This window comes from Phenylobacterium sp. (assembly GCF_035309685.1).
Lineage (GTDB): Bacteria > Pseudomonadota > Alphaproteobacteria > Caulobacterales > Caulobacteraceae > Phenylobacterium.
The window spans coordinates 13,924-36,877 of sequence record NZ_DATGEX010000004.1 but is presented as its reverse complement, the minus strand read 5'-3'; the positions used below and the strand labels follow the sequence as shown (position 1 = coordinate 36,877).

The window sequence follows — 22,954 nt, the reverse complement described above, 5'->3', positions numbered from 1 at the left end:
TCAAGGCTTCCCGGCCGCGCCGGACGGCAGCAGCGGCTTGCAGAACGCCTGGACCCAATGCGCCTGGTCGGTCTCGAAGCGGGCGCGGGCGGACGCCGAGGGCTCGACCTTGAGCGCCGCGCCATACTCGCGCAGGAACCTCATGCGCCCCGCCAAGCCCTCGTTGTCGGCCCGCAACTGGTCGAGATCGTCGGCGGCGCGCTGCCGCTGCTCGTCGTTCAGCGTCTTGGCGCGAAGCAGCCGCGAAACATCGCGCCAGAGCTCGATCTGACGGAGCCGCACCCCGTCGTGGTTGGCGACGGCGTCATAGAACTTCCCATAGTCGACCCGCGCCTCGAACGGCATCTGGGCGACGGCGGCCACCGAGGCCACGCGCCAGACGGAGGTGCGGAAGATGATGCCCGGGATGGTCGGCAGCGGGGCGGCGATCTGCAGCGGCCGGCGGCTGTCCTGGGACTTGAGCCAGAGGGTCAGCTCGTCGAGGCGCCGGGTCATGCAGCCGGTCTGGGCGACCGAGAAGTCAAAGCTCGCGAGGTCGAAGGCCACTTCCTCATTGAGCGCGCGGCGGGCCTCTGCGACCTCGGCGCGGTGATGCAGCCATTCCACCGCCTGTTCGGCGCCGAGGGCGATCAGCACGCCGATGACGATGGTGCCGATCTCCTTGGCGAACTCGGGCCAACCGTGCCAGGGCTTGGGTTTGTGGATGTCCATGGCCTCCGCCCCTATTTCCCCGGCCCGTAGAACGGCATGCAGGCGGTTGGCACGCGGGCGGCCTCTGAGGGCGCCATCTGCAAGTTCGCATCGCCCTTTATCCCCAGCCGGCCCGCAAACACCCTGATCTGGCGGATGTTGGACTGGACAAGTTGATTCATCTGGCGCGCCTTAGCGACCGCCAACCTCTGGTCGTAGATCGCCTCCGGCGTCAGATGCCGCAGGGTGTTGAGCGCGCCCAGCCGGAGCCAGGCTTCGGCTTCGGCGCCCTGCTTGGCGTCGAGATGGTCCAGCTGATTGTAGACCCGGCCGTAGGCCCGCTGCTCATCGGAGGATAGCAGACTCGTCCGTCCGCCCGCGGTCGCCGCCGTCCAGCGCTGCGTGTAGATGGTCGGGAGAAGCGGGCCGCCGACTTCGGCCGGGGGTTTGAAGGCTTCGCCGGCATCGGCGCGGTCCAGCAGCGCCGAGATCTCATCCAGGCGCCGGGCAAGACAGGGCTCCCACTGGGCCCTGCGGGCCACATTGGTGAGATCGACGTTGATCTCATCGCGGACCGCCTCCTTGGCCTCCGCGGACAGGCGGCGTTCGTGGAGATTTTCCACGATGGCCTCGGCGCCCAGCGCGGTCAGCACGCCGACGACGATGATCACATATTCCTTCAGGAACTCGCGGACGCCGTGCCAGGGCTTGGGTTTGTGGATGTCCATGGTCAGGGCTCCCCGCTCGGGTTGCGGATCAGGGCCAAGGCCGCCGCGCGGTCCGTGTCGATCGGCACGCAGGCCGGCGGGACAGCAAGGTCAGCCGCGTTGTGCGGCGACGCGGCCGGCGCGATCCCGAGGACCTTGGCGCTTGCGAAGGCGCGGTCGGTGGAGCGTTTGACGAGATAGTTCTCCATCCGCGCTTTCTGCAGCGCCTCGCTGAGGCCCCAGATCATCTGCGGCGACAGGGTCTTCGCGCCTTCCAGGGCGCGCAGCGCGGGCCAGGTCTGCTGTTCCTCTTCCTGGCGGGTCGCGAAGCCGTCGAGGACGAAGTAGATCGAGGCGTAGGACGCCTGCTCTTCGCTGTTGAACAGGGCCGTGCGCCCGGCCTGGGACGCCGCGGCCCAGCGCCGTGAGACGACCGGCTGGTTCATCACCCGGCCGACCCACCGGACGACGGGCTGAGGTTGGCCCTCGCGCGCCGCGTCGAGGATGGCGGACAGCTCGTCCAGCCGCCGGTCGATGCAGGGCTGCTGCTCGTTGCGGCGCTGCTGCATCCAGCCCAGGTCGGTGGCGATCTCGCCCCGCACCGCTTCGCGCGCCTCGGCGGAGAGGCGGTGCTCGTGCAGGTTCTCGACGACCGCCTCGGCGGCGAGCGCGGTCAGCACGCCGACGACGATGGTCAGATATTCCTTCAGGAACTCGCGCACGCCGTGCCACGGCTTCGGCTTGTGGATGTCCATGCCCGGCCGCTCCCCCAAGCGGACTACGCCTACGCCCCTTGAGCTAAGCGGACTCGCGGCGCGGCTGCAACCTGCCCGCTGCGCAACGCGGGCGCGATGCGAAAAAGCTTGACTTCAGGGTCGATGTATGTTCTTGTTTTGTTCTATGTCACGCAGCGCCAAGCAGGAACGGGTCGAACAGATTCTGGGTGAGCTCGCCGAGCTCGGCCTGATGCTGTCGCGCGACCTGGCGGTGGCCGCCCGTGAAGCCGAGACGCCGGACGACAAGGCCGCGCTCGCGCAGGCCTTCCAGAAGACCTCGCGCACGGTGCGCCTGACGCTGGCGCTGGACGCCAAGTTGGACCGCGACGCCGCGCGGGATGCCCGCGAAGCGGCGCGGGAGGCCGCGGCTGAAGCCGCCGATGCACAGCTGCGCGAGAGCCGCATCATGCAGGCCGCTCAGGCGACGCTGCGCGACCTCACCGATCCCTCGCCGCAGGAGAACCAGAAGCGCCGGGTGAAGGCGGTCCTGAACCGCCTGCTCTGGACCGAATCCGAAGGCGACGAGGAAGAATACGAAGTCCTCCTCGAAGACCTCGACGCCCGCCTCTATGAGGCCGAAGACGCCCCTGGCTTCGCCGACATGCCCATCGAGGTCCTGGCCCAGAAACTGAAGGCCGACATGCGCCTTTCCGGAGAGCTGGTGGTCACCACCGCGCAGACCATCGCGCCCGCGAACACCAGCGCAAAGCCGCCCCTCGCGGACACCGGCTGACGCGCCGCCTCACCTCCCCCGCGAAGCGGCGGGAGGGGGACCATCGGCCGAAGAGCCGATGGTGGAGGGGGCGAGCCTCAGGCTCAGCAGATCGATCGGACGCATTGGATATCGTGGAGGTGGCTCGCCCCCTCCACCACTCGCTCGTCGCTGCGCTTGGCGAGCGGTCCCCCTCCCGCCGCTTCGCGGGGGAGGTGAGCGCGCCGCGACGCGCCCTACGCCACCACCTTGTCCAGATAGTCGAAGCAGAGCTTCGCCGCCTCGATCCGCGGCCGCGCGAACGGCGGCTCCTGTTCGACGAAGAAGCCGCGGACGCCCTCGGCGTAGGCGGCGGGGAGCAGCTTGGGCCAGGGGATGATGCCGCTGCCGACTTCGGTGGGGTCCTGCTGGAAGGCGAAGTTGGGCTTGGTGGTCGCCTTAACGTCCTTCACGTGCATCTGGCTGAAGCGGCCCTTGTGCGCCCTCATCAGCGCGAACGGGTCGCCGCCGGCCGCCACCACCCAGCCCACGTCCATCTCGAACGAGACCAGCTTCGGGTCGGTGTTCTTCAGCAGGATCTCCAGCGGGGTCGTGCCGGCGAGCGGCATGAACTCGGCGTTGTGGTTGTGATAGCCCATGGTCATGCCGGCCGCCTTCAGCACCTGGCCTTTGGCGTTCAGCAGGTCCGCCACCGACTTCCAATCCTCGGCGGTCAGCTGGCCGTAGACGCGGGCGAAGCGCGCGGCGAGGTCCTCGCCGGGCCGCGCCTTGGCGTCCACGTGCGCCGGCATCGGCACGCTCGGCAGCACGATGTGGGTGACGCCCATGACCTTGCTGTCGGCGACCACCCGGTCGATCTGCGCCAGCGTCGGCTCGGCCCCATTGCCCTCGGCCTGCACGTGGCTGGAGGTCGCCTTCAGCCCCGCCTTGTCGAAGCTGGCCCGCAGCTCCTTGGGCGTCTTGCCGAGATAGCCGGCCAGCTCGACGGTGCGGTAGCCGATCTTCGCCACCTGCCCCAGCATCCCGTCCACGTCGGCCCGCAGGTCGCCGCCCAGCGTGTAGAGCTGCAGCCCGATCGGCAGCTTCGTGCGCTTGAAGAACGGCGCGCCCGCCGCGCCCGCGCCGCCTGCCAGTCCCGCCGCGGCGGCCGCGAGGCCCGCGCCGATCGCGCTCCGCCTGGACAAATCGATCATCTCCAGCACCCCCAAAAGACTCGCACGAACCGGCTTATGCGCCGCGATCGAAGCACGCTAGCGTGCGTCTTCCAAATTTTGGGCCAAATCAGTGAGGGACCGGACAAGACATGGGCGGCGTGGTCGCGCTCGGCGAATGCATGGTGGAGCTGAGCCTGGCCGGCCCGGGTTCCACAGGCGCCGACAAGGCGGCGATCGGCTATGCCGGCGACGTCTTCAACACCTGCGTCTACCTGCGGCGCCTCGGCCGGGAGGTGAGCTTCGCCACCGCGGTGGGCGCCGACGATCCGTTCAGCGCCGCGATCCTCGCGCGCATGGGCGCGGAGGGGATCGGCGATAGCCTCGTCACCCGCGTCGAGGGCCGCGTGCCCGGCCTCTACGCCATCGAGCGCGACGCGGACGGCGAGCGGCGGTTCTTCTACTGGCGCGACCAGGCGCCGGTGCGGCAGTTCTTCCAGATCGCCGACCTCGACGGCTTCATCGCCGCGGCCCGCGCCGCCGAGCTGTTCTACGTCTCCGGCATCACGCTGGCGGTGATCGGCGAGGCGGGCCGCGCGGCGCTCTCGGAAATCCTCGCCGACCTCGCCCGCCACGACGTGCCCGTAGCCTTCGACCCCAACTATCGCGCCCGGTTGTGGCCGTCGCGCGAGGTCGCGCTGGCGGCTGTCGAGGCGGTGATCCCCCATTGCCGCATCGTCTCGGCCAGCGGGCCGGACGTGGAGGCGCTCTGCCAGGCGCCGCTCGACGAGACCGCGCGGCGCTGGGCGGCGAAGGGGCCGCTGGTCCTCGCCCGGGCCGAGGACCGCCAGGTCGACGTCCACGGCGCCCGCTCGGTCCTGACGCTGCCCGCGCCGCCCGCCGCCAAGGCCACCGACACCACCGGCGCCGGCGACAGCTTCAACGCGGGCTTCCTCGCCGCCTGGCTGAAGGGCGCCGAGCCCACCGTCGCCGTCGAGGCCGGCCACACGCTGGCCGCCCAGGTCGTCCAGCACATCGGCGCGATCATCCCGCTGGAGGCGATGCCCCAGCGTCAGCCCCCTGGCGCGTTTTCGGGACCGGGTGTATCCGAAGCACCGTGACTCCTCGCCAGCCCTTCGCCAGGACATACTTCGCCAGGACGGGGCCGCTCGATCTGGCGGCCCGCATGGCGGCGTTCTTCGCCGTCGCGCTGCTGACGTTCGCCGGCGTCAAGTCGACGGTGATGCAGGCCGTGGCCGACGGGACGGCCCCCGCCTCCGCGCCGATGGCCATGCCCTGCCCCGACATGCCCGGCATGGACATGTCGGCCATGCCCGGCATGGGGGCCAAGCCCGGCGACGCCGCCAAGAAGGCCGCCGCCGCGGCCAACTGCCCCTTCTGTGTCGCCGCCGCCCACGTGGCGCTGCAGTCCCTCGCCGCGCCGATCCCGACGCCGACCAGCGTCGCCTGGATCGCGCCGCCGCCGGTCTCCGACCACAGCGCGCGCGGCCCGCCGTTGGTGCGGCCCAAGGCCCGCGGGCCGCCCGCTCCCTACCAGACCGTCTGATCCGCCGCGCGGCCTCCCAAGAGGCGGCGCGTCCTGACGTCTGAGCCGCCGGCCTCGGCCGCGGCTGCAAGGGACTTTTCATGCGATATCTGCTTCTGGCCGGCGCGAGCGCGCTCTGCCTGGCGACAGCCGCCACAGCGGCCCGCGCGGCCGATGACGCCGCCCTCGACTCCGGGGCCTCGACCATCTCCGGTCTCACGGTCACCGCGCCCTCCTCCATCGCCAACCTGGCCGATGTGCCGAACACCGTCTCGACGGTCACCGCCGACCAGCTGGAGAAGACCACCAACGTCTTCACGCCGGAGGACGCCCTGCGCTACGTGCCCGACGTGCTGGTTCGCCAGCGGCACATCGGCGACACCCAGTCGCCGATCACCAGCCGGACCTCCGGCGTCGGCGCTTCGGCGCGCACCATGCTGTTCGTGGACGGCATCCTGCTGTCGGCCCTGATCGGCAACAACAACACCTCCGCCTCGCCGAAGTGGGGCCTGATCAACCCCGACGCCATTGAGCGGGTCGACGTGCTGAACGGCCCGTTCTCGGCCGCCTACGCCGGCAACTCCATCGGCAGCGTCATCGCCTTCGTCACCCGCATGCCGTCGAAGCTGGAGGCCCAGGCCGAGGTCCAGGGCGCGAGCCAGTCGTTCTCCAAATACGGCGACGACAAGGACTATGGGACCGCCCGCTTCGCCGGCAGCCTCGGCGACCGGTCGGGCCCGTTCGCCTTCCGGCTGAGCTACAACCACCTGGACAACCGCGCCCAGCCGCTGACCTACGTCACCGCGACCGTGCCGGCGGCGGCGAGCGCGGCCGGAACCGTCGTCACGGGCGCCTTCAACGACGCCAACCGCACCAGCGCGCCGATCGTGGTGCTGGGCTCCAGCGGGCTGGAACACCAGGTCCAGGACAACCTTTCCGGCCGCTTCACCTGGGACCTCACCCCGTCGGTGACGGCGGCCTACACCTTCGGCCTGTTCCTCAACGACGACGACTCCACGGTGAACAGCTATCTGCGCGATCCGACAGGCGCCGCGGCCTACGCCGGCGCCCTCAACATCCAGGGCCGCGCCTACAATATCGCCGCCTCAAGCTTCGACGGCGGCGTCTACCATCTCGACGAGACCGAGCTGGCCCAGGGCCTGTCGGTCAGCTCCCACACCGGCGGGACCTTCGACTACGACCTCACCCTGACCGGCTTCAACTACCTCAAGAGCCATCAGCGCACGCCGACCACCGCCCTTCCGGCGGCCTTCGCAGGCGGCGCGGGCAGCGACGCGGAGCTGGACGGGACCGGCTGGATCACGCTGGACGCCGATGGGCGATGGCGACCGGGCGCCAACCAGACGGTGATGTTCGGCCTGCACGGCGACAGCTACCTGCTGGACAGCGAGAAATTCGCGCTCGCCGACTGGACCGCGTCGGCGCCGGGCGCGACCCAGACGATCAGCAAGGGCCAGACCCACACCTGGGCGATCTGGGCCCAGGACGTCTGGGCGATCACTCCGCAGGTCAAGCTGACGCTGGGCGGGCGCTATGAATGGTGGCGCGCGGAAAAGGGCCTGAACTTCTCGGCGTCGCCGGCGCTCAACACCCAGCAGCCCGAAATCAGCGATGAGGCCTTCTCGCCGAAGGCGGTGCTGGCCTGGTCGCCACTCGCTGACTGGACCTTCAAGGGGTCAGTGGGCGTCGCGAACCGCTTCCCGACCGTTTCCGAGCTCTATCAGGCGGTGACCACGGGCGCGATCCTCTCGGTCCCCAACCCGAACCTGCGGCCTGAGCGCGCGATCTCCAGCGAACTCTCCGCCGAGAAGGACTGGTCGGACGGCTCCGTGCGCGTCTCGCTGTTCGACGAGCACGTGCACAACGCGCTGATCTCCCAGACCGGGCCGCTGAACGGCGCGACCGCGACCTTCGTCCAGAACGTCGACCGCACGCGCTCGACAGGCGTCGAACTGGTGGCCGACCAGAGGGACCTGCTGGTGAAGGGTTTCGAGCTCTCCGGATGGATCACCTATCTCGACGCTCAGACGGTGAAGGACCCGGTGCTGCCGGCGGCCGAGGGCAAGCGCCTGCCACAGCTGGCGCGCTGGCGGAGCGCCGTGGTCGCCACCTACACGCCGCCCGCCCTGCCGAAGCTCGATGTCACGCTCGCCGCCCGCTACGAGGACCGGATGTTCGCGACGATCGACAACAGCGACCACTACGCCAACACCTATCAGGGCTTCGGCGCGTTTTTCGTGATGGACGCCCACGTCCGCTACCGGATCAACGACCACCTGGCGACCGATGTCGGCGTCGATAACCTCAACGACCGGAAATACTTCCTCTTCCACCCGTTCCCGCAGCGCACCTTCGTCGTCGATCTCAAGTACAGCTACTGAGCCTTTGGAGACTTCCATGAACGCTCTTCTGAACGCCGCGTCCTGCCTCGCCGTCCTCGGGTTGGCGTCCGCCGCCCAGGCCCATGTGGTCGTCCAGCCGGCGACGGCGGCGCCCGGCGCGACCGAAACGCTCAACTTCATGGTCGGCCACGGCTGCAGCGGCCAGCCCACCACGGCGCTGCGGGTCGAGATGCCCAAGTCCGTCAGCGAGGTGGCGCCGCAGCCGAAAGCCGGCTGGACCCTGACGGTCGAGACCCTGCCCGGCGGCGGCCGGGCGGTGTCCTGGCGTGACGGCGGGCCGCTGATCAAGGCCGACAGTTTCCCGGTGCGCGTGCGAATGCCCCGGGACCGCGCGGCGGTGGCCTTCGTGGCGGTGCAGTCCTGCGGCGCGACGCAGGTGCGCTGGGACGAGCCGGTCGAAGCCGGCCGCCCGAAGCCCGCGCATCCCGCGCCGACCGTGACCCTGGCGGCGGCGGACCCTGAGAAGGCGCCGGCCCCGGCGACAGCCAGTGGCGGCGGACGCCTGCCCAAGGAGGTGCAGCGCCGCGCCGACGGCGCCCTGGCCGACGCCGCCGGCAAGCCGCTCTACACCTGGGACATCGACACCATGGTCGGCATGTCGCACTGCGAGACCGACTGCGCCGCCATGTGGCCGCCCCTGAAGGCGCCGAAGACCGCCAAGCCGATGGGCGACTTCTCGCCGATCAGCCGCGAGGACGGCTCGGCGCAATGGACCTACAAGACCAAGCCCCTCTACACCTATTCCGGCGACAAGCCGGGCGAGGCGCCGGCCGGCGAGAAGGTCTCCAACCTCTGGCATCTGGCCCACTGAGCGGGCGCCCGATCACAATTTCCTGAGCGGACCTCGCCGCGCTTGCACGAGCCCTAATATCGCACCACGATCTATTTGCCGCCCCGTTCTGTAGACGGACTGAAGGGGCGGCGCTGGCGCGTCGCCGCGGGCCAAGGAGCCGCCTCCGACAAGGCTCTCCGCGAAGAAGCGACATCGCCTGGACGCTGGATCGCCAGCCGCCCTCCAGGCGTCGCCGGCCCTGTCGCGGACGACGCCTGGTCCGCGATGGGCGCTGGGCGGCGAGATCAGGTGGGTTCCGCCATGGGGTCTCCTCCGGGATATTCCCCGGCCTTGATCTCGTCGCCTTGCCGTCCGCCCTCGGCGCCGAAACGAGGGTGGCTGCGGCGGCGAACACCTCGTATCATGATATAATTGTTGAGCCTTTAGAGCCGGGACCACAGCGTGAGCGCCAAGCCTTCGAAGACGGCGGCCGGCAAGCGGCGCTCGGCGCGGCTGAGCGACGCCGAATACGCAGCCCTCGGCCAGTTCCGCTGGTCCATGCGCCAGTTCCTGCAGTTCAGCGAGGAAGGCGCCCGCGAACAGGGGATCAGCTCGCAGCAGCACCAGGCCCTGCTCGCCATCCGCAGCCATCCCGGGCCGGAAGCCCTGACCATCGGCGGCCTCGCCGAGCGCCTGTTCATCAAGAACCACAGCGCCCTCGAACTGGTCGCGCGGATGGCGGAGAACGGCCTCGTCGAGCGGACCGCCTCGGACGAGGACCGCCGCCGCGTGCTGCTGCGCATCCTGCCGCGCGGGGCGGAGATCCTCGAGACCATCTCGCTGCGCAACCTCGGCCAGCTGAACGAGACCGCCGAGATCCTCGCCGAAATCCTCGACACCGTGCGGCGCCTCGATGGCGGCGGCGCCTGGCCCAAGCGCGGCAAGGCCTGACCGCGCCCAATTCCGGCGAAAGCGCCCAACCTTCGCCATGAGGTGAACGCCGCAACGCCCAAAAATGGTTCGGATTGCGATGTTAGCCTTCCGGTGAGCCGCCGCGCCTGCCGGCCGGCGGCGCCCACATCAACCTCGTTTGCATCGAGCACAACATGACCAAGAAGGAACTTGTTTCAGGCGCCGTCGGCGCCGCCGCCGCGGTAGCGCTTCTCGCCGGCGGGCACCTGGCCGTCGCCGCCGCCACGGGCGAGCCCGGCGCCGTCAACGCCCACCCGATCGCCCCGCCCGCCGCGGCCGCGCCGCCCTCGTTCGCCGATCTCGTGGCCCGCGTGGCCCCGGCCGTGGTGTCCGTCGACATCGAGGGCCACGCCAGCCGCCAGGCCACCGCGCTCTCCGAGGGCGGACCGTTCGGCGGCGACGACAGCGATGATGGCGACCCGCTGGGCGCCTTCCGCCGTCTCTTCCCGCAAGGCCAGATTCCGCAGCAGGCGCGGCCGACGCCGATGCGCGCCACCGGCTCCGGCTTCTTCATCTCAGCCGACGGCTACCTGGTGACCAACAACCACGTGGTCGAGAACGCCGACAAGATCACCGTGCGGACCAGCGACGACCGCACGCTGACCGCCCATCTGATCGGCCGCGACCCGGCCACGGACCTCGCGGTCATCAAGGTCGAGGGCCACAACTATCCGTTCGTCAGCTTCGAGGACCGCGCCAAACCGCGGGTCGGCGACTGGGTCGTCGCCGTCGGCAACCCCTACAACCTCGGCGGCACCGTGACCGCTGGCATCGTCTCGGCGCTGAACCGGGCCAATGTCTCCGGCTCCAGCTACGTCGACTACATGCAGATCGACGCTCCCATAAACCGGGGCAACTCCGGCGGCCCGACCTTCGACCTGCAAGGCCGCGTCGTGGGCGTGAACTCCGCCATCTTCTCGTCCAGCGGCGGCTCGATCGGCATCGGCTTCGACATCCCCGCCGACGTGGTGGCGTCTGTCAGCAAGCAGCTGATCGCCAACGGCAAGGTCAGCCGCGGCTATATCGGCGCGACGATCCAGGACATCACTCCGGACATCGCCGAAAGCCTCGGCCTGCCGGTCCACCAGGGCGCGCTCGTCGCCGACGTCGTCCCCGATGGTCCCAGCGCCAGGGCCGGCGTCCGGTCCGGCGACCTGGTGCTGAAGGTGAACGGCCATGCCGTCACCTCGTCCGGCGACCTCACGCGGCAAGTGGCGATGGTGAAGGCCGGCGATCCGATCCAGATCGAGATCCGCCGCGACGGGCGCCCGCAGGCCCTGACCATCCGCTCGGGCCTACGGCCCTCCGAGGAGCAGCTCGCGCTGAATGACGGCGGCGATGGCGGCCCGCTCGGCGAACGCGGCGGCTCGGCCTCCGGCGGCCTCGGCCTGATGGTCGCGCCGCACGAGGGCGGCGGCCTGACCGTCGAGCGGGTCTCCCCCGCCTCCGACGCCGGCCAGAAGGGCGTGCGCCCGGGCGACGTCATCGAGCAGGTGGGCGGCAAGAAGGCCAACTCGGTCGCCGACGTCTCCGCCGCCATCAAGGCGGCCAAGGAGGCCGGCCACAAGCAGGTGTTGCTGCTGGTCACCCACAACGGCCGCCACGTCTACCTGCCGGTGGAGATCGAGGCCGCCCAAGGTTGATCCGGCGCGCCAACAGGTCTGAAACGGCGGCGGCGCGATCCGCCGCCGTTTCTGTTTTTAGGCCATCTCGCAAAAACCCCGCGACAATACATCGTGTCGTGATGTAATTTGCCGTCAGGAGAGACACCTTGCCGGCCGTGGCCTTGCCGCGTCCGAGGAGACCTGCCGATGAGCCCGTCCGCCGTCCTCGCCAGCACCGCCCGCTACGCCGTCCTGACCGCCGCCGTGGCGAGCCTCGCGGCCTGCGCCTCGCACCCGAAGCCCGCGCCCACGTCGGCCCCGCCGCCACCGGCGCCGCCGCCCGCCGCGCGTCCGGCGCCCAGGCCCGCGCCGCCGCCGGCCTCGGTCTCCACCGCACCCCTGCCCGGCTCCGAGCGCGACTTCGTCGTCAACGTCGGCGACCGCGTCTACTTCGAGTACGACAAGTTCGACATCCGCCCCGACGCCACCGCGCTCCTGACCGCCCAGGCCGCCTGGCTCACCCGCTATTCCGCCGTCCAGATCCGCATCGAGGGCAACGCCGACGAGCGGGGCACGGAGGAATACAACCTGGCGCTCGGCGCCCGGCGCGCCAACGCGGTGAAGGAGTTCCTGCAGGCGCTCGGCGTCGCCGGCAGCCGCATCTCCACCGTCTCCTACGGCAAGGAAAAGCCGATCGACGCCGGCGGCACCGAAGAGGCCATGGCCCACAACCGCAACGCCCACACCGCGATATTGTCTGGAGCGAGGTGACGACCTCGTCCTACAGTCCCCGGCAGACACGCGGGGGCGCGTCGCTGGGGAGTGTAGGCGATGGACGAAAGTGAGGAGCTGCGGCTCCACGAGACGGTGAGCTTCGTGGGCCTGCGCGCGCAGGCGACTGCGATCGGCCTTTTGCAGCTGAGCGCCGAGCTCGTGCGGGCGGGCGTGCTCGATAAGGCCGCCGTCGACCGGATCAAGGACGCCATCGCCAAGGACATCTCGCTCTCGCGGCCCCGCTCGGTCGCCCGCGACGAATATATGGGCCAGGTCCGCCAGCGCCTCGACGGCCTGTTCGAGGCCAAGGATCAGGCGCCCGCCGCGGCGTCGGACTAGGCCCGCGAAAGGCCGCGGCGCCCCTCAGGGCTCGCGCGGCAGGACGTAGGCCGGCGTCGGCAGGCTGCCCAGCCGGAAGGCCTCGCGGGAGGACAGGTGGAACTCCTTCTGGATGCGGCCCCACCAATAGAGGCGGGTGGCCTCATCCAGGCCGTCCTCGCCTTCGATCCAGCGGATCAGGTTCTCGATGAATGGGCCGACGTTGAGCCGCGAGGCGTAGCGGGCGCGCTGCTCGGCGCCGGGCGGCGCGTCGGGCCCTGGCCGGAACCAGCGGTCGAGCGTGTAGTCGCCGACCAGATCGAAGATCGCTTGCCGCCACTCCGGCTGCTCGACGCCGGCCTGGGCGTAGCGGAACACCAGCAGGAACGCCTCGGGACAATCCCGCGCGGCCCTGGCGATCTGCTGCGCCCGTCCGCCATAGACGTTGGTCGGCGCCTGATAGGCGACCTCGATCCGCGCCAGCACGAAGTCGCGGATCGCGCCGAGCAGCCTGCTTCGAAGAAAAGACGCGGTAGATCAGCACCTTCGGCGCCCCGGCGGCGTCGGCCACATCCTGCATGGTCGCCGCGCCCAGGCCCCTGTCCAGGAACACCCGGCTGGCGATGCGGATATAGGCCTCGCGGCGCGCGGCCACGTCGACCCGCGGCTTGGAGCCGCGGCCGCGCTTTGGCCGCACCTCGCTGCTCACCAGACCCATTCCCTCTCCCGCGCACCTGCGCGCCAAGCTCCCGGCGGGTAACGGGGCTTGGATCACGAACGGCGCGCCCTGCCAAGGCAGGCGTCCGGCGGCGCCGCGGAGGCGTCCCGCCTAACCGCGATATTGAGGATTCCCAATGTGCGTCGGCGGCGATCTTGGCCTCTTATGCCGGGCGTCCAACCTGAAAGGTCGCGGCTGGGCGCGCGGCGAGATACCGGCCGCCTGGACCGGACCGAAATTGAGGAGCCACGACATGGCCAAACAGCTGACGATCTGCGCCTTGGCGATCGGCCTCGCCGTATCGGCCGTCGCGGCTCGGAGCGAGCCGGCCGCGGGCCCCTATCATGTGTTGAAGACGGTCCAGGCCGGGGGCGACGGCGGTTTCGACTACGTCTACGCCGACGCCGCCAACCGCCGGCTGTACATTCCGCGGGGCGGGACCGGCGCGCGGGTGATGGTGCTTGACCTCGACAGCCTGCAGCCGGCCGGCGAGATCGCCAAGACCAGCGGGCATGGCGCGGCGGTCGATGCGAAATCGGGCCACGGCTTCTCCAGCAGCAAGCCCGTTGCGATGTGGGACGCCAAGACGCTCGCGCCGATCAAGACCATCGACGTGCAGGGCAATCCCGACGGCATCCTCGGCGACGCGGCCAGCCAGTGGATCTATGTGCTGAGCCATTCCGCCCCCAACGTGACGGTGATCAACGCCGTGGACGGGGCGATCGTCGGCACGGTCGACATCGGCGGCGCGCCGGAACAGGCGGTCACCGACGGCAAGGGGCACCTGTACGTCGACGTGGAGGACAAGGATCAGGTCGCGGTGGTCGACACCAAGACCTTGACCAAGACCGCCGCCTACAGCCTGGACGGCAAGTGCGGGACCCCGGCGGGCCTCGCCTTCGACGTGAAGCATCACGTGCTCTTCGTCGCCTGTCGCAATCCGGCGGTGATGGCCATGCTGGACTCCAACACCGGCAAGATCCTCGACGTCCTGCCGATCGGCGTCGGCGTCGACGGCGCGGCGTTCAACCCAGCCACCGGCGAGGCCTTCAGCTCCCAGGGCGACGGCACGCTCACCGTCATCAAGGAGACCGGCCCCACGAGCTTCGTGGTCGAACAGACCGTGCAGACCAAGGTCGGCGCCAAGACGCTCACCCTGGACAGCAAGACCAACCACGTGTTGCTGATCACCGCCGACTTCGGCCCACCGCCGGCGCCCGCGGCCGGCGCGCCGCCGGCGCCGCCCGGGCGCGGGCGCCGGGGCCCGATGCTGCCCGGGACCTTCTCGGTCCTGGTGGTCGGCAAATAGCCGCCCGGGGCTAGTTCGCCGGATCCAGGAACATCAGCCGGAAAGTCCCGGGACGCGGCGTGCCGCGCCCGCCGGGCGTCGTGGCGGGGATCATTTCCAGGGCCGCGATGTAGAGCCGACCGGTCTCCGGATCGATGGACATGGTCCGGGCGCTGACCGCCGTGGGGATGGTGGCGGCCGGGACATAGGTGTCAGGCCCCGTCTGCCGGATCACCGAGAGCGTGCCGTCCAGACCGTTCGAGCTGAACACCAGATGGCGCTTGGGGTCATAGGCCGCCGCGTCCGTCCCTTTGCCGATCGGGACGCTTGCGACGACCGCGCCGGTGTCGGCGTTGAGCACGGTCATCAGGCTGTTCACGCAACTGACGAACAGCCGATGGCCAGCCCGGTCGATCGCCAGGCCGTGGGGGCTTGCGCAATCGGGGATCGGCCAGTGGGCGTCGACCGCGTTGGTGCGGGTGTTGATGCTGACGATGTCGCGCTTGCCGGCGCCGTTGACGAACAGGTGTCCGCGGCCATCGGCCACCGCGTACTCCAGCTTGCCGCCGCCGTTGATGGTGGCGATCGCCTTGTCGGTCTTCGGGTCGATCACCGTGACGCTGGCCGGATCGCCCTCGACGATGAAGATGTGGCCGGTCACCGGATCGACGGCGATGGCGTCGGCGTCGTCGGCCGCCGGAATATGCGCGCCGAGTTTCAGGGTCTTCAGGTCGAAGGCCACCGCCTCACCCGCCTTGCCGTCGTCGGTGTAGCCCTTGCCGGTGGCGGCCGAGACGCCAATGCCGTGGGTTCCGCCGGGAATCCCTTCGACCTTGCCGATGACATGGCCATCGCGGCCGTCGACCACCGAGACCGTGTCGCCGTGCGCCACATAGACCCGGTGCGAGGGCGGATCGAACACGACGTAGTCCCAGCGGTCGGGCGCGCCCAGGGGCACCGTCTTCGTCACTTTGTAGGTCGGCGGCGCATCAGCGGCGTGGGCGCCGAGCGAGGCCGTCAGGACGGCGCCTAAGGACAGTGCGGCGATCCAGCGAGGCGACATGGCAAAAGCTCCGGTGATCCGGGGTCAGACGGCCTGACCCGCAGGTGAAGGGCCTGGCTAGCATCCTCCCCGCGGCGGGCGTGTGACACCCCCAATCTGACGCCCCGAGCGCCCCGCAAGCTCGGCCTTTGTCGCGGACCTTTGCGCGAACCGTCACGCAAGCTGCACGAAGCCGCCGCACAACCGCCGAGTGAGCGGCCCGTGCGCCGGCGCCGCCTCTGATTGTCCGCCACCGGAATTTTGCACGGGGATATTCGATGAATCTCAAGCTTCGCGCCGCCCTGCTCGGATCGAGCGCCGCCCTGCTCGCCACCAGCGCCCATGCGGCCGACGCGGTGGCCGCCGACCCCACCGTCAGCGACGTGGTCGTCACCGCGCCGCGCGAGGAGGCGCTGGCGCGGGTGCGCCAGCAGGAAGCGCCCAACCTCATCGACGTCCAATCGGCCGAGACGATCGCCAAATACCCCGACTTCAACGCCGCCGAGGCGCTGGGCCGAATCCCGGGGGTCTCGCTGTCCAGCGACACCGGCGAGGGCCGATTCGTGAACATCCGCGGCATCGACGCCAACCTGAACGGGGCGACCTATGGCGGGGTGGTCCTGCTCAACACCAACGCCGGCGGAACCGCCGCGGGCGGCGGCGGCCGGGCGGTGGAGTTCGACACCATCCCTACCGGCGCCATCGACGGCATCGTGGTCACCAAGACCCGCCTGCCCGACCAGGAGGGCGAGGGCCTGGGCGGCACGATCGAGCTCACGCCGCGCTCCGCCGCCCACATCGTCCAGCCGTTCCTGGAAGGCACGCTGGGCTGGGGCTATGAGCCGCTGCACAAACACACCGGACCCGTCGATATAGATCTGGCCGGCGGCGCGCGCTTCGGTTTTGGCGACCACGGCCTGATCGTCGCCGGCGACGGCCAGCAGGCGCCGGTGCGCGCGGGATGGATCTCCAACCCCTACCCGTTCTCCTTCGTCCTCAATGCGTCGCGCAAGGACGACCGGCGGGCCGTGGACGACCTGGAAGAGAGCTACATCGACGACACCGGCGTTCCCGCCAAGGCCGACGCGGGCATCCAGGGCAAGGCGTTCAGCGGCGTGGACTTCCGCCGCTACGACTACCACCGCCGGCGCTTCGGCTATGGCGGCGAGTTCGACTTCCAGCCGAACGACGACCACAGCTACTACCTGCGCGCCAGCATCGCCGGCTACACGGAGGCAGTGCACAAGAACTTCTACCTGCTGCGCAACCTGGACGGCGCCGAGCAGGCCGACGGCAGCGTGCCGCGCGGCCCCGACGGGACCACCTTCCTGGCGACCGCCCAGCCGCAGGTGACCCTGACCGACGAGCAGGAGACCCACCGCAACCAGGTCTATGTGGTCGGCGGCCGCGACCGCTTCGGCGACGTGCAGCTGGACTATCGCGCCGCGTACAGCCGGGCGACCTTCGCCGTGGGCTACAACATCGGCGCGCGTTTCGCGGCCCCGACCGTAGCGGTCGACTACAACAACATCGCCAACGCCACGACGCCGAGCTTCAGCTACCCCGGCGGATTCAATCCGGACACGGCCAGCGCCTACAACCTCAACCGCATCACCAATTCGACGGAACACGACGTCGACGAGGAATATTCCTACGCGGCGAACCTGCAGTTCCCGCTCAGCCTCATCAACGACTCCGACCGGCTGAAGATCGGGGCCGAGGCGCGCATCCGGGACAAGACGGTCAACCCGTTCGTCGAGGACGGGATCGTCGCGCCGCAGCTGAACCTCGCCGCCGCCTCGACCGCGGCGAACCAGTACTATGACGGCCACTACCCGAACGGACCGTTCATCGACCGCTACGCCATCCGCAAGATCCTGGTGGGCCAGGCGGGATCGACCACCAGCGACCTGAATCAGGGCGGTTTCTTCACCGCCGACGAGGACATCTACGCTGGCTACGCCCAGTACTCGACCGACATCGGCAAATGGAACTTCCTGGCCGGGGCGCGGGTGGAGGCGACGCGGGCGAAATATTCCGCGTTCCAGACCACGACCGACGCCGCCGGCGATTCCACCACCGCGCTGGTCGCGCGCAAGGACGACTACACCAACGTCTTCCCCACGGTGCAGGCCAAGTACGCGATCGCCCCGAACCTGATCGCCCGCGCCATCTTTTCCACCGGCATCGGCCGGCCCGGCTTCGAGCAGGTGGCGGCCGCCTCCTCGGTGGACTTCTCCAACAGCCCGGTGCTGATCAGCCGGGGAAACCCCAACCTGAAGCCGATCACCGGCGACAACTTCGACCTGTCGCTGGAATACTACCTGGCGAACGGCGGGATCATCGAGGGCGGCCTGTTCGACAAGGAGTTCTCCAACTACATCGTGCCGCGCGTGCAGCACGGGGTAACCACCGACCCGCTGGCGCCGGGACAGCTGGCCGACGTCACGACCTTCCTGAACGTCTCCTCGGCCCACGCCCGGGGCGCGGAGCTCGCCTATCATCAGAAATTCACCTTCCTGCCCGAGCCGTTCGAGGGCCTGGGCGTCGAGGCGAACCTCACCCTGGTGGACTCCCGCATCCTGGAATACGACGCCGCCACCAGCGCGACGGGGACCAACCAGTTCGGCCTGCTGCCGGGCACCTCGAAGGTGACCTGGAACCTCGCCGGCTTCTACGAGGCGCAGGGCATTCAGCTGCGGCTGTCGTCGCAATATGTCAGCCACAGCCTGTTCGGCCTGGGCGGCGACAAGGCGCTGGACGTGCTGCAGGACAAGCGGCTGACGATGGACTTCACGTCGAGCTATCAGATCGACCCGCGCCTCAGCGTCTATTTCAACGCCAAGAACCTGCTGAACACGCCCCTGCGCTACTACGAGGGCAGCCCCGACCGCCCGATCCAGCGCGAGTTCTACGACGTGACCTACGAGGCCGGCGTGCGCTTCAAACTCTGAGCCGGAGGTGACGCGGCACGATCACGGCTGGTAGTCGAAGCCCTCCGCCTTCGCCTTCACCGCGCCGCCAAAGGTGTAGACGAGGCCGACGTAGGCGAGCTTCCCGTACTGATTTCGCAGGTAGTCGTCGCGCAGCAGCGGCGTGACGATCAGCCGGTGCAGCTTCTGGCCGTCGAAGGCGTCGGTGACCGTGATCACCGCGGCGAGGTTCGGCGCCAGCTGGCGCTTGAACCCGAGGTTCACCAGGTTGATGGCGGCGACCGAGCCCTGCGGGGTCAGGCGCTTGTCGGTGCGGCTGAACGAGACCTGGGCGGTGTCGGCCTGGGTGGGCCGCCAGTCCAGGTTGGCCTTCATGTTGAAGCCCGTGGTCGACCTAAGGCCCGTCGCGCCCAGCGCGGTGGCGTCGATCTGGGTCGTGAAGAGGTCACCGCTGAGCTTGTAGGAGAAATGCCCGATCAGCTTGCCGTTCGCGGTCAGCTCGAGGCCGGCCGAGCGGCTCTTGGGCAGGTTCGCCTTGGTGGTCAGCACCACGTCGTCGCTGACCGGCTGGACGATGTCGGTGACGCTGTTGCGGTCGAAGCGGTAGTAGGCCGTCGCCCCATAGGCCAGCGCCCGCAGGGCGCCGTTGTAGCCGGCCTCGTAGGACCAAGTGTCCTGCGGGGCGAGGTTCGGGTTCCCGGCCCGCAGGTTGTGGGTGTCCTGATGGTCGGCGAAGGGGTTGAGGATCTCCGGGTCGGGCCGGGTCAGCCTGCGGCTGACGCCGAACGACAGCTTGCCGTCGTCGCCAAGCGCCCGAGTCAGGTGGACGCTCGGGTAGAGGCCGGAATCGCTGCGCCCGCCCGGGATGTCGCCGGTGATCTGCAGCGTGGTGGCCCTGGCGGCTTCGAAGCGGACGCCGGCCTGGACGTCCCAGGGGCCGAGCGGCGTCTCATACTGGGCGTAGGCCGCGTTGACGGTCTGGCGGTAGCGGAAATGGTTGGTGACGTTCGGGTCGTCGGTGATCTGGCCGGTGACCGGATCGATTGTCCCGCCGCGCGGGTCGAAGGCATTCTGGTCATGCTCAAGGTCGTAGCCGGCCTTGAATTCCCGGCCCTTGGCCAGCGGCAGGTCGTAGTCGGCGCTGAACTCCGTCTTCACCAGGTCGTGGCTGATGTGCAGCTCGTCGAAGGTCGGCGCCGAGGGTGGCAGCGCGAAGGTGTTTCGGTAGGCGTTGCTCTCGCGCTCGTGCTCGGCGCTGCGCTGGAGGCCAAGACCGAGCGTCTCGCCTGGCCGCCCTAGCTTCTGGTCGAACCGCAAGCCTTCGCTGGTGTTGACGTTCCAGTCCTTGCCGTCGTCGTGCCGGTCGGAGATGTCGGCGACGGCGCCGCCGAGCGGACCGTCGGTGTCGTGCTGGTTGAAGTTGCGGTTGCCGTACAGTTCGCGGTGGCTGAGCGACAGGCCCACCGACTGGCGGTCGTTCAGGTCGTAGTCGGCTCCCAGCTTCGCCGACGGCGTCAGCCGCTTCTGATGCTCGTCCAGGCTCTGCAGGCTCGCGACCTCGGCGTTGGATGACGGATCGAGGACGGCGCGGTTGGTCGTGGTCAGCCGCTCGCGGGCGTCCTGGCGCAGCCCAAGCGCGCCGGACAGCTTCAAGGGGCCGGCGTTGTAGGCCCCGGCGAGGCCCGCGACGTAGCGCCGTTGGTCGCCCAGGCTGAGCTGCGCGCTGCCGGAAAGGCCGGCCTGGCGGGTCTTCTTGGTGATGATGTTGATCACGCCGCCCGAACCCTCCGCCTTGAACTGGGCCGGCGGCGTGGTCAGCACCTCGATCCTGGCGATGTCGCTGGCGGAGAACTGCTGCAGGCTCTGCCCGCGGCTGGAGCCGGAGAACTCCGCGGACGGCTTTCCGTCGATCAGGATGGTGACATTGCCATCCCCGCGCAGACTGACATTGCCGTCGGCGTCGACCGCGACCGACGGCACATTGTTGAGGACGTCCGCCGCCGAGCCGGAGGTGGACTGGAGGTCGCTGGTGACCGAATAGGTCTTGCGGTCGATCAGGGTCTGGGTCTGCGCCGCCTCGCCGGTGACGACCACCTCCTGGACGGTGGGCGTGGTCGGGGCGCGACCCGGCGCGGGCGCCGGCGCGCCAAGCGCCTGCGAGCCGGTCGCGCCGGCCACGGCTACCGCCGCCGCAAATCCCCCCAGTCGACGCATCTGGTCCCCAAAACCCCTGGCCGGGCCGGCCGCAGGGTCCTGTGTAAGGGGCAAGGCGTCACCGAGAGCTGTCACCGGCCTTGAAAATCGCCAATGTCCAGCGGCGGGGTGGGGCCGGCGCCCCCAATTCCACATCGAATCCTTATGCGGAAGCGGCTAAGAAGTCCGGGCTTTTGGGCCACTTAGGACGCTTCCATGGCCAGCGATGTCGCCGCCCCGATCGTATCTCCTGAACTGGACGTTTCAGACGCCGGAGCCGGGCCGCCCGCGCGCACGTCGCCGGCGCTCGGTTACGGCCTGAGCGTGCTCCTGGTCGCAGCGGCCGGGATCGTGGCGTTCGTCGTCGACCGCCTCGTGGCGACGCCCAATCTATCCCTGATCTTCGTGCTGCCGGTGATCGTGGCCGCGCTCAGCTTCGGCTGGGGGCCGGCGCTGGTCTCGGCCATGCTCAGTGTCGCCGTCGACGACTTCTTCTTCATCGAGCCGCGCTTCACGTTCCGGGTCGCCAGTCCGTCCGACGTTTGGGCGCTCGCCCTGCTGTTGGTGGTGGCCGCGATCGCAAGCACGGTCGGCGCCCAGTCCCGCGGCCGCGCGCTGGCGAACCGCCGCGCCGCCGAACAGGCCGAGGCCCTGCATCGCCTCGCCCACGCGGTGATCGAAGCCCAGCCGACCACCGCCCTGCTGAAGATCGCCGCCGCAGCGCTCAGCCAGATCTTCGACGCGCCGGCTGTGGTGCTGGCCGAGAAGGCCGGCAAGCTCTGGCTGGCGGCCACCGGCGGCGGCGCCCAACCCTCCGCCGCCGATATGGAGGCCGCCCACTGGTCGCTCGCCAATGACAAGGCGACTCGCGGCGAGACCTATCCCTTCGATCAGGCGGCCTTCGACTTCTGGCCAGTGCAGACCAGCCACCGCCTGGTGCTGGGCGTGAAACTGCAAGGACTGTCCGGCGGCCGGCCGCGCGACCCGGGCCGGCAAGTGGAATTGGTTGCCGCCTATCTCTCCGCCGCCGCCGCGGGCGCGCCGGGGGAGAAGCGCCGCCGCAGCGCCTAGACGGTCAACGCGCGTCCTTGGCGTAGAACTGCAGGGTCCGGACGAACTGGTCGATGTCGGCGACGTACAGCCGAAACGCATCGAAGATGTTCAGGTCGAAGAAGGCCGAGATCGGGATGTAGAGGTTCTTGGTCTTCTCGGACACCGCCACATAGCCAAGGTCGGTCAGGGCCTTGACCTTGCGGCGCACGGTCTCGCGGGGAATGCCGGAGGCGTCAGCGACCCCGGCGAGCGAGACCCCCATGCCGGCGGAGTCCAGGTAGATCTGCTCGATCGCGTCGCGGTCGGTGGCGGCGCCGCCCAGATTGAGGATGGCCTGGAAACAGGCTTCGACGACCACAAAGAAGATCATCACCATCTCGTAGTCGTAGCCGAAAATCTCCGCGAAGCGGCGGGTCGTTCGGGTGAACTGGCGAATGGAAAAATAAAGCTCCAGGCGGCTCAACACCGAGATGTCTGCGGTGGGGTCGTCCATGTCTCACCTGGCCGGGGCGCGGATCCTGCAAACCCCGGTCTCATTTGGCAGACGTCAACCGATATGGCCAGGGCGCACACCGTTGGCGTGAGTCCGCGCGCCGCCTCTGCGAAACGGTGGGTCGGGGCTGAGTTTAGCCTTGGCTGAGGACCCGCGTCTCCGGCTCCGGCTGGACGGAAACACTCACCTCGCCCCGCGCCGCCGCGCGCGCCGCCGCGTCCAGGATCGCCACCAGGCGATCGAAGCTCTCGTCGATCTCCTGTTGGCGGCTGCGCCGATCGCTGGCTTCCAGGCAGATCGCGCCGTGCACGGCGGCGCGGCAACACCAGGCCAGGGTTTCGGCCTGAGGGTCGGTCACACCGCAGGCGCGCAGGACGGCGCATTCGGCCCGGGTCAAGGGGTCCTGCTCGCGGATGTTTCCGGCTCGCGAACTGGCCGGCCGCATGAGGGCGGCCTCATACATTCCCGGCTGCGCCTGGGCATAGAGCCGTTGGGAGTCGAACAGGGCCTCCAGAGCCGGCCGCCCGCGGCGACCGCCGATCGCGCCCTCGACCAATTCGGCCAGCTCGGTCTGAGCGCGGGCGGTCACCGCGTCGCGAATCTCGTCGAAGTCGCGGACAAAGCGCAGGATCGTCTCCGGCCGCATGTGCAGGTCGCGCCCGATCGCCGCCAGGGTCAGGGCCGAGAGGCCCTCCTGGCGAACGATCGCGTTGGCGACACTGAAGATGCGTTCGCGGAGCAGTTCCGTCCCGTCGCGGCTGTTCCGCCGCCGTCCATCCACGCGCATGG

General features: G+C 69.6%; 21 protein-coding genes and 1 pseudogene. 12 read left to right on the top strand and 10 right to left on the bottom strand.

What is annotated here, in order from left to right; genetic code table 11:
* Genes VKQ35_RS00950 through VKQ35_RS00940 form a run of 3 tightly spaced genes read right to left on the bottom strand, consistent with a single transcriptional unit; the run spans nt 1 to nt 2,152 of the window.
* Nucleotides 1-711, bottom strand: coding sequence for a hypothetical protein (locus VKQ35_RS00950; protein ID WP_324358080.1), 711 nt, complete (start codon nt 709-711; stop codon nt 1-3).
* A gap of 11 nt (nt 712-722) precedes the next feature.
* On the bottom strand, nt 723-1,418 hold the full coding sequence (locus VKQ35_RS00945) for a hypothetical protein (RefSeq protein ID WP_324358079.1): 696 nt from the start codon (nt 1,416-1,418) through the stop codon (nt 723-725).
* Nucleotides 1,419-1,420: 2 nt separating this feature from the next.
* Nucleotides 1,421-2,152, bottom strand: a complete 732-nt coding sequence (locus VKQ35_RS00940; RefSeq protein ID WP_324358078.1) for a hypothetical protein — start codon at nt 2,150-2,152, stop codon at nt 1,421-1,423.
* 145 nt (nt 2,153-2,297) lie between these two features.
* On the opposite strand from VKQ35_RS00940, the gene VKQ35_RS00935 reads away from it, so the two are divergent.
* On the top strand, nt 2,298-2,906 hold the full coding sequence (locus tag VKQ35_RS00935) for a hypothetical protein (RefSeq protein WP_324358076.1): 609 nt from the start codon (nt 2,298-2,300) through the stop codon (nt 2,904-2,906).
* A 215-nt stretch (nt 2,907-3,121) separates the two neighbouring features.
* On the opposite strand, the gene VKQ35_RS00930 is transcribed toward VKQ35_RS00935, so the two are convergent.
* Nucleotides 3,122-4,078, bottom strand: coding sequence for a sugar phosphate isomerase/epimerase (locus VKQ35_RS00930; protein WP_324358075.1), 957 nt, complete (start codon nt 4,076-4,078; stop codon nt 3,122-3,124).
* Between the two features lie 110 nt (nt 4,079-4,188).
* Here VKQ35_RS00930 and VKQ35_RS00925 point away from each other — a divergent pair, with 110 nt between their 5' ends.
* From VKQ35_RS00925 to VKQ35_RS00890, 8 genes are all read left to right on the top strand, one after another.
* Nucleotides 4,189-5,157, top strand: coding sequence for a sugar kinase (locus VKQ35_RS00925; RefSeq protein ID WP_324358073.1), 969 nt, complete (start codon nt 4,189-4,191; stop codon nt 5,155-5,157).
* 65 nt (nt 5,158-5,222) lie between these two features.
* Nucleotides 5,223-5,603 carry a DUF2946 family protein gene (locus VKQ35_RS00920; RefSeq protein ID WP_324358072.1) on the top strand — a complete coding sequence of 127 codons (381 nt, stop codon included), beginning with the start codon at nt 5,223-5,225 and terminating at the stop codon, nt 5,601-5,603.
* Nucleotides 5,604-5,683: 80 nt separating this feature from the next.
* Complete coding sequence (locus VKQ35_RS00915) at nt 5,684-7,984, top strand: TonB-dependent receptor (RefSeq protein ID WP_324358070.1); 2,301 nt, start codon at nt 5,684-5,686, stop codon at nt 7,982-7,984.
* Between the two features lie 16 nt (nt 7,985-8,000).
* Entirely contained in the window at nt 8,001-8,816 is an 816-nt protein-coding gene (locus VKQ35_RS00910) for a DUF1775 domain-containing protein (RefSeq protein WP_324358068.1), read from the top strand.
* Between the two features lie 423 nt (nt 8,817-9,239).
* The gene (locus VKQ35_RS00905; protein ID WP_324358067.1) at nt 9,240-9,728 is read left to right on the top strand and encodes a MarR family winged helix-turn-helix transcriptional regulator; all 489 of its coding nucleotides are present in this window, start codon (nt 9,240-9,242) and stop codon (nt 9,726-9,728) included.
* A gap of 155 nt (nt 9,729-9,883) precedes the next feature.
* Nucleotides 9,884-11,392 (top strand): Do family serine endopeptidase, encoded by a 1,509-nt coding sequence (locus VKQ35_RS00900; RefSeq protein WP_324358065.1) that lies wholly within the window; start codon nt 9,884-9,886, stop codon nt 11,390-11,392.
* A gap of 168 nt (nt 11,393-11,560) precedes the next feature.
* Nucleotides 11,561-12,124 (top strand): peptidoglycan-associated lipoprotein Pal, encoded by a 564-nt coding sequence (gene pal, locus VKQ35_RS00895; RefSeq protein ID WP_324358064.1) that lies wholly within the window; start codon nt 11,561-11,563, stop codon nt 12,122-12,124.
* 60 nt (nt 12,125-12,184) lie between these two features.
* A complete protein-coding gene (locus tag VKQ35_RS00890) occupies nt 12,185-12,466 on the top strand; it encodes a hypothetical protein (protein ID WP_324358062.1) in 282 nt (93 codons plus the stop codon).
* A 24-nt stretch (nt 12,467-12,490) separates the two neighbouring features.
* Here the strand turns inward: VKQ35_RS00890 and VKQ35_RS00885 are convergent, their stop codons facing one another.
* Both VKQ35_RS00885 and VKQ35_RS22015 read right to left on the bottom strand, forming a co-directional pair.
* Nucleotides 12,491-12,931: a hypothetical protein gene (locus VKQ35_RS00885; protein WP_324358060.1), complete on the bottom strand. Its 441-nt coding sequence runs from the start codon at nt 12,929-12,931 to the stop codon at nt 12,491-12,493.
* A gap of 34 nt (nt 12,932-12,965) precedes the next feature.
* Nucleotides 12,966-13,163 (bottom strand): annotated as a pseudogene (locus tag VKQ35_RS22015) (TetR family transcriptional regulator); the annotation flags it as partial.
* 253 nt (nt 13,164-13,416) lie between these two features.
* On the opposite strand from VKQ35_RS22015, the gene VKQ35_RS00880 reads away from it, so the two are divergent.
* Nucleotides 13,417-14,472: a hypothetical protein gene (locus VKQ35_RS00880; protein ID WP_324358059.1), complete on the top strand. Its 1,056-nt coding sequence runs from the start codon at nt 13,417-13,419 to the stop codon at nt 14,470-14,472.
* A 10-nt stretch (nt 14,473-14,482) separates the two neighbouring features.
* Here VKQ35_RS00880 and VKQ35_RS00875 read toward each other — a convergent pair whose 3' ends face one another.
* Nucleotides 14,483-15,514, bottom strand: coding sequence for a YncE family protein (locus VKQ35_RS00875; RefSeq protein ID WP_324358058.1), 1,032 nt, complete (start codon nt 15,512-15,514; stop codon nt 14,483-14,485).
* 257 nt (nt 15,515-15,771) lie between these two features.
* On the opposite strand from VKQ35_RS00875, the gene VKQ35_RS00870 reads away from it, so the two are divergent.
* Entirely contained in the window at nt 15,772-18,447 is a 2,676-nt protein-coding gene (locus tag VKQ35_RS00870) for a TonB-dependent receptor (RefSeq protein ID WP_324358056.1), read from the top strand.
* Between the two features lie 21 nt (nt 18,448-18,468).
* On the opposite strand, the gene VKQ35_RS00865 is transcribed toward VKQ35_RS00870, so the two are convergent.
* Complete coding sequence (locus VKQ35_RS00865) at nt 18,469-20,604, bottom strand: TonB-dependent receptor (protein ID WP_324358054.1); 2,136 nt, start codon at nt 20,602-20,604, stop codon at nt 18,469-18,471.
* 231 nt (nt 20,605-20,835) lie between these two features.
* Here VKQ35_RS00865 and VKQ35_RS00860 point away from each other — a divergent pair, with 231 nt between their 5' ends.
* Nucleotides 20,836-21,690, top strand: coding sequence for a DUF4118 domain-containing protein (locus tag VKQ35_RS00860; RefSeq protein WP_324358053.1), 855 nt, complete (start codon nt 20,836-20,838; stop codon nt 21,688-21,690).
* Between the two features lie 4 nt (nt 21,691-21,694).
* Here VKQ35_RS00860 and VKQ35_RS00855 read toward each other — a convergent pair whose 3' ends face one another.
* Both VKQ35_RS00855 and VKQ35_RS00850 read right to left on the bottom strand, forming a co-directional pair.
* A complete protein-coding gene (locus tag VKQ35_RS00855) occupies nt 21,695-22,165 on the bottom strand; it encodes a hypothetical protein (RefSeq protein ID WP_324358052.1) in 471 nt (156 codons plus the stop codon).
* 133 nt (nt 22,166-22,298) lie between these two features.
* Nucleotides 22,299-22,952: a TetR-like C-terminal domain-containing protein gene (locus VKQ35_RS00850; RefSeq protein ID WP_324358051.1), complete on the bottom strand. Its 654-nt coding sequence runs from the start codon at nt 22,950-22,952 to the stop codon at nt 22,299-22,301.
* Between the last annotated feature and the right edge of the window lie 2 nt (nt 22,953-22,954).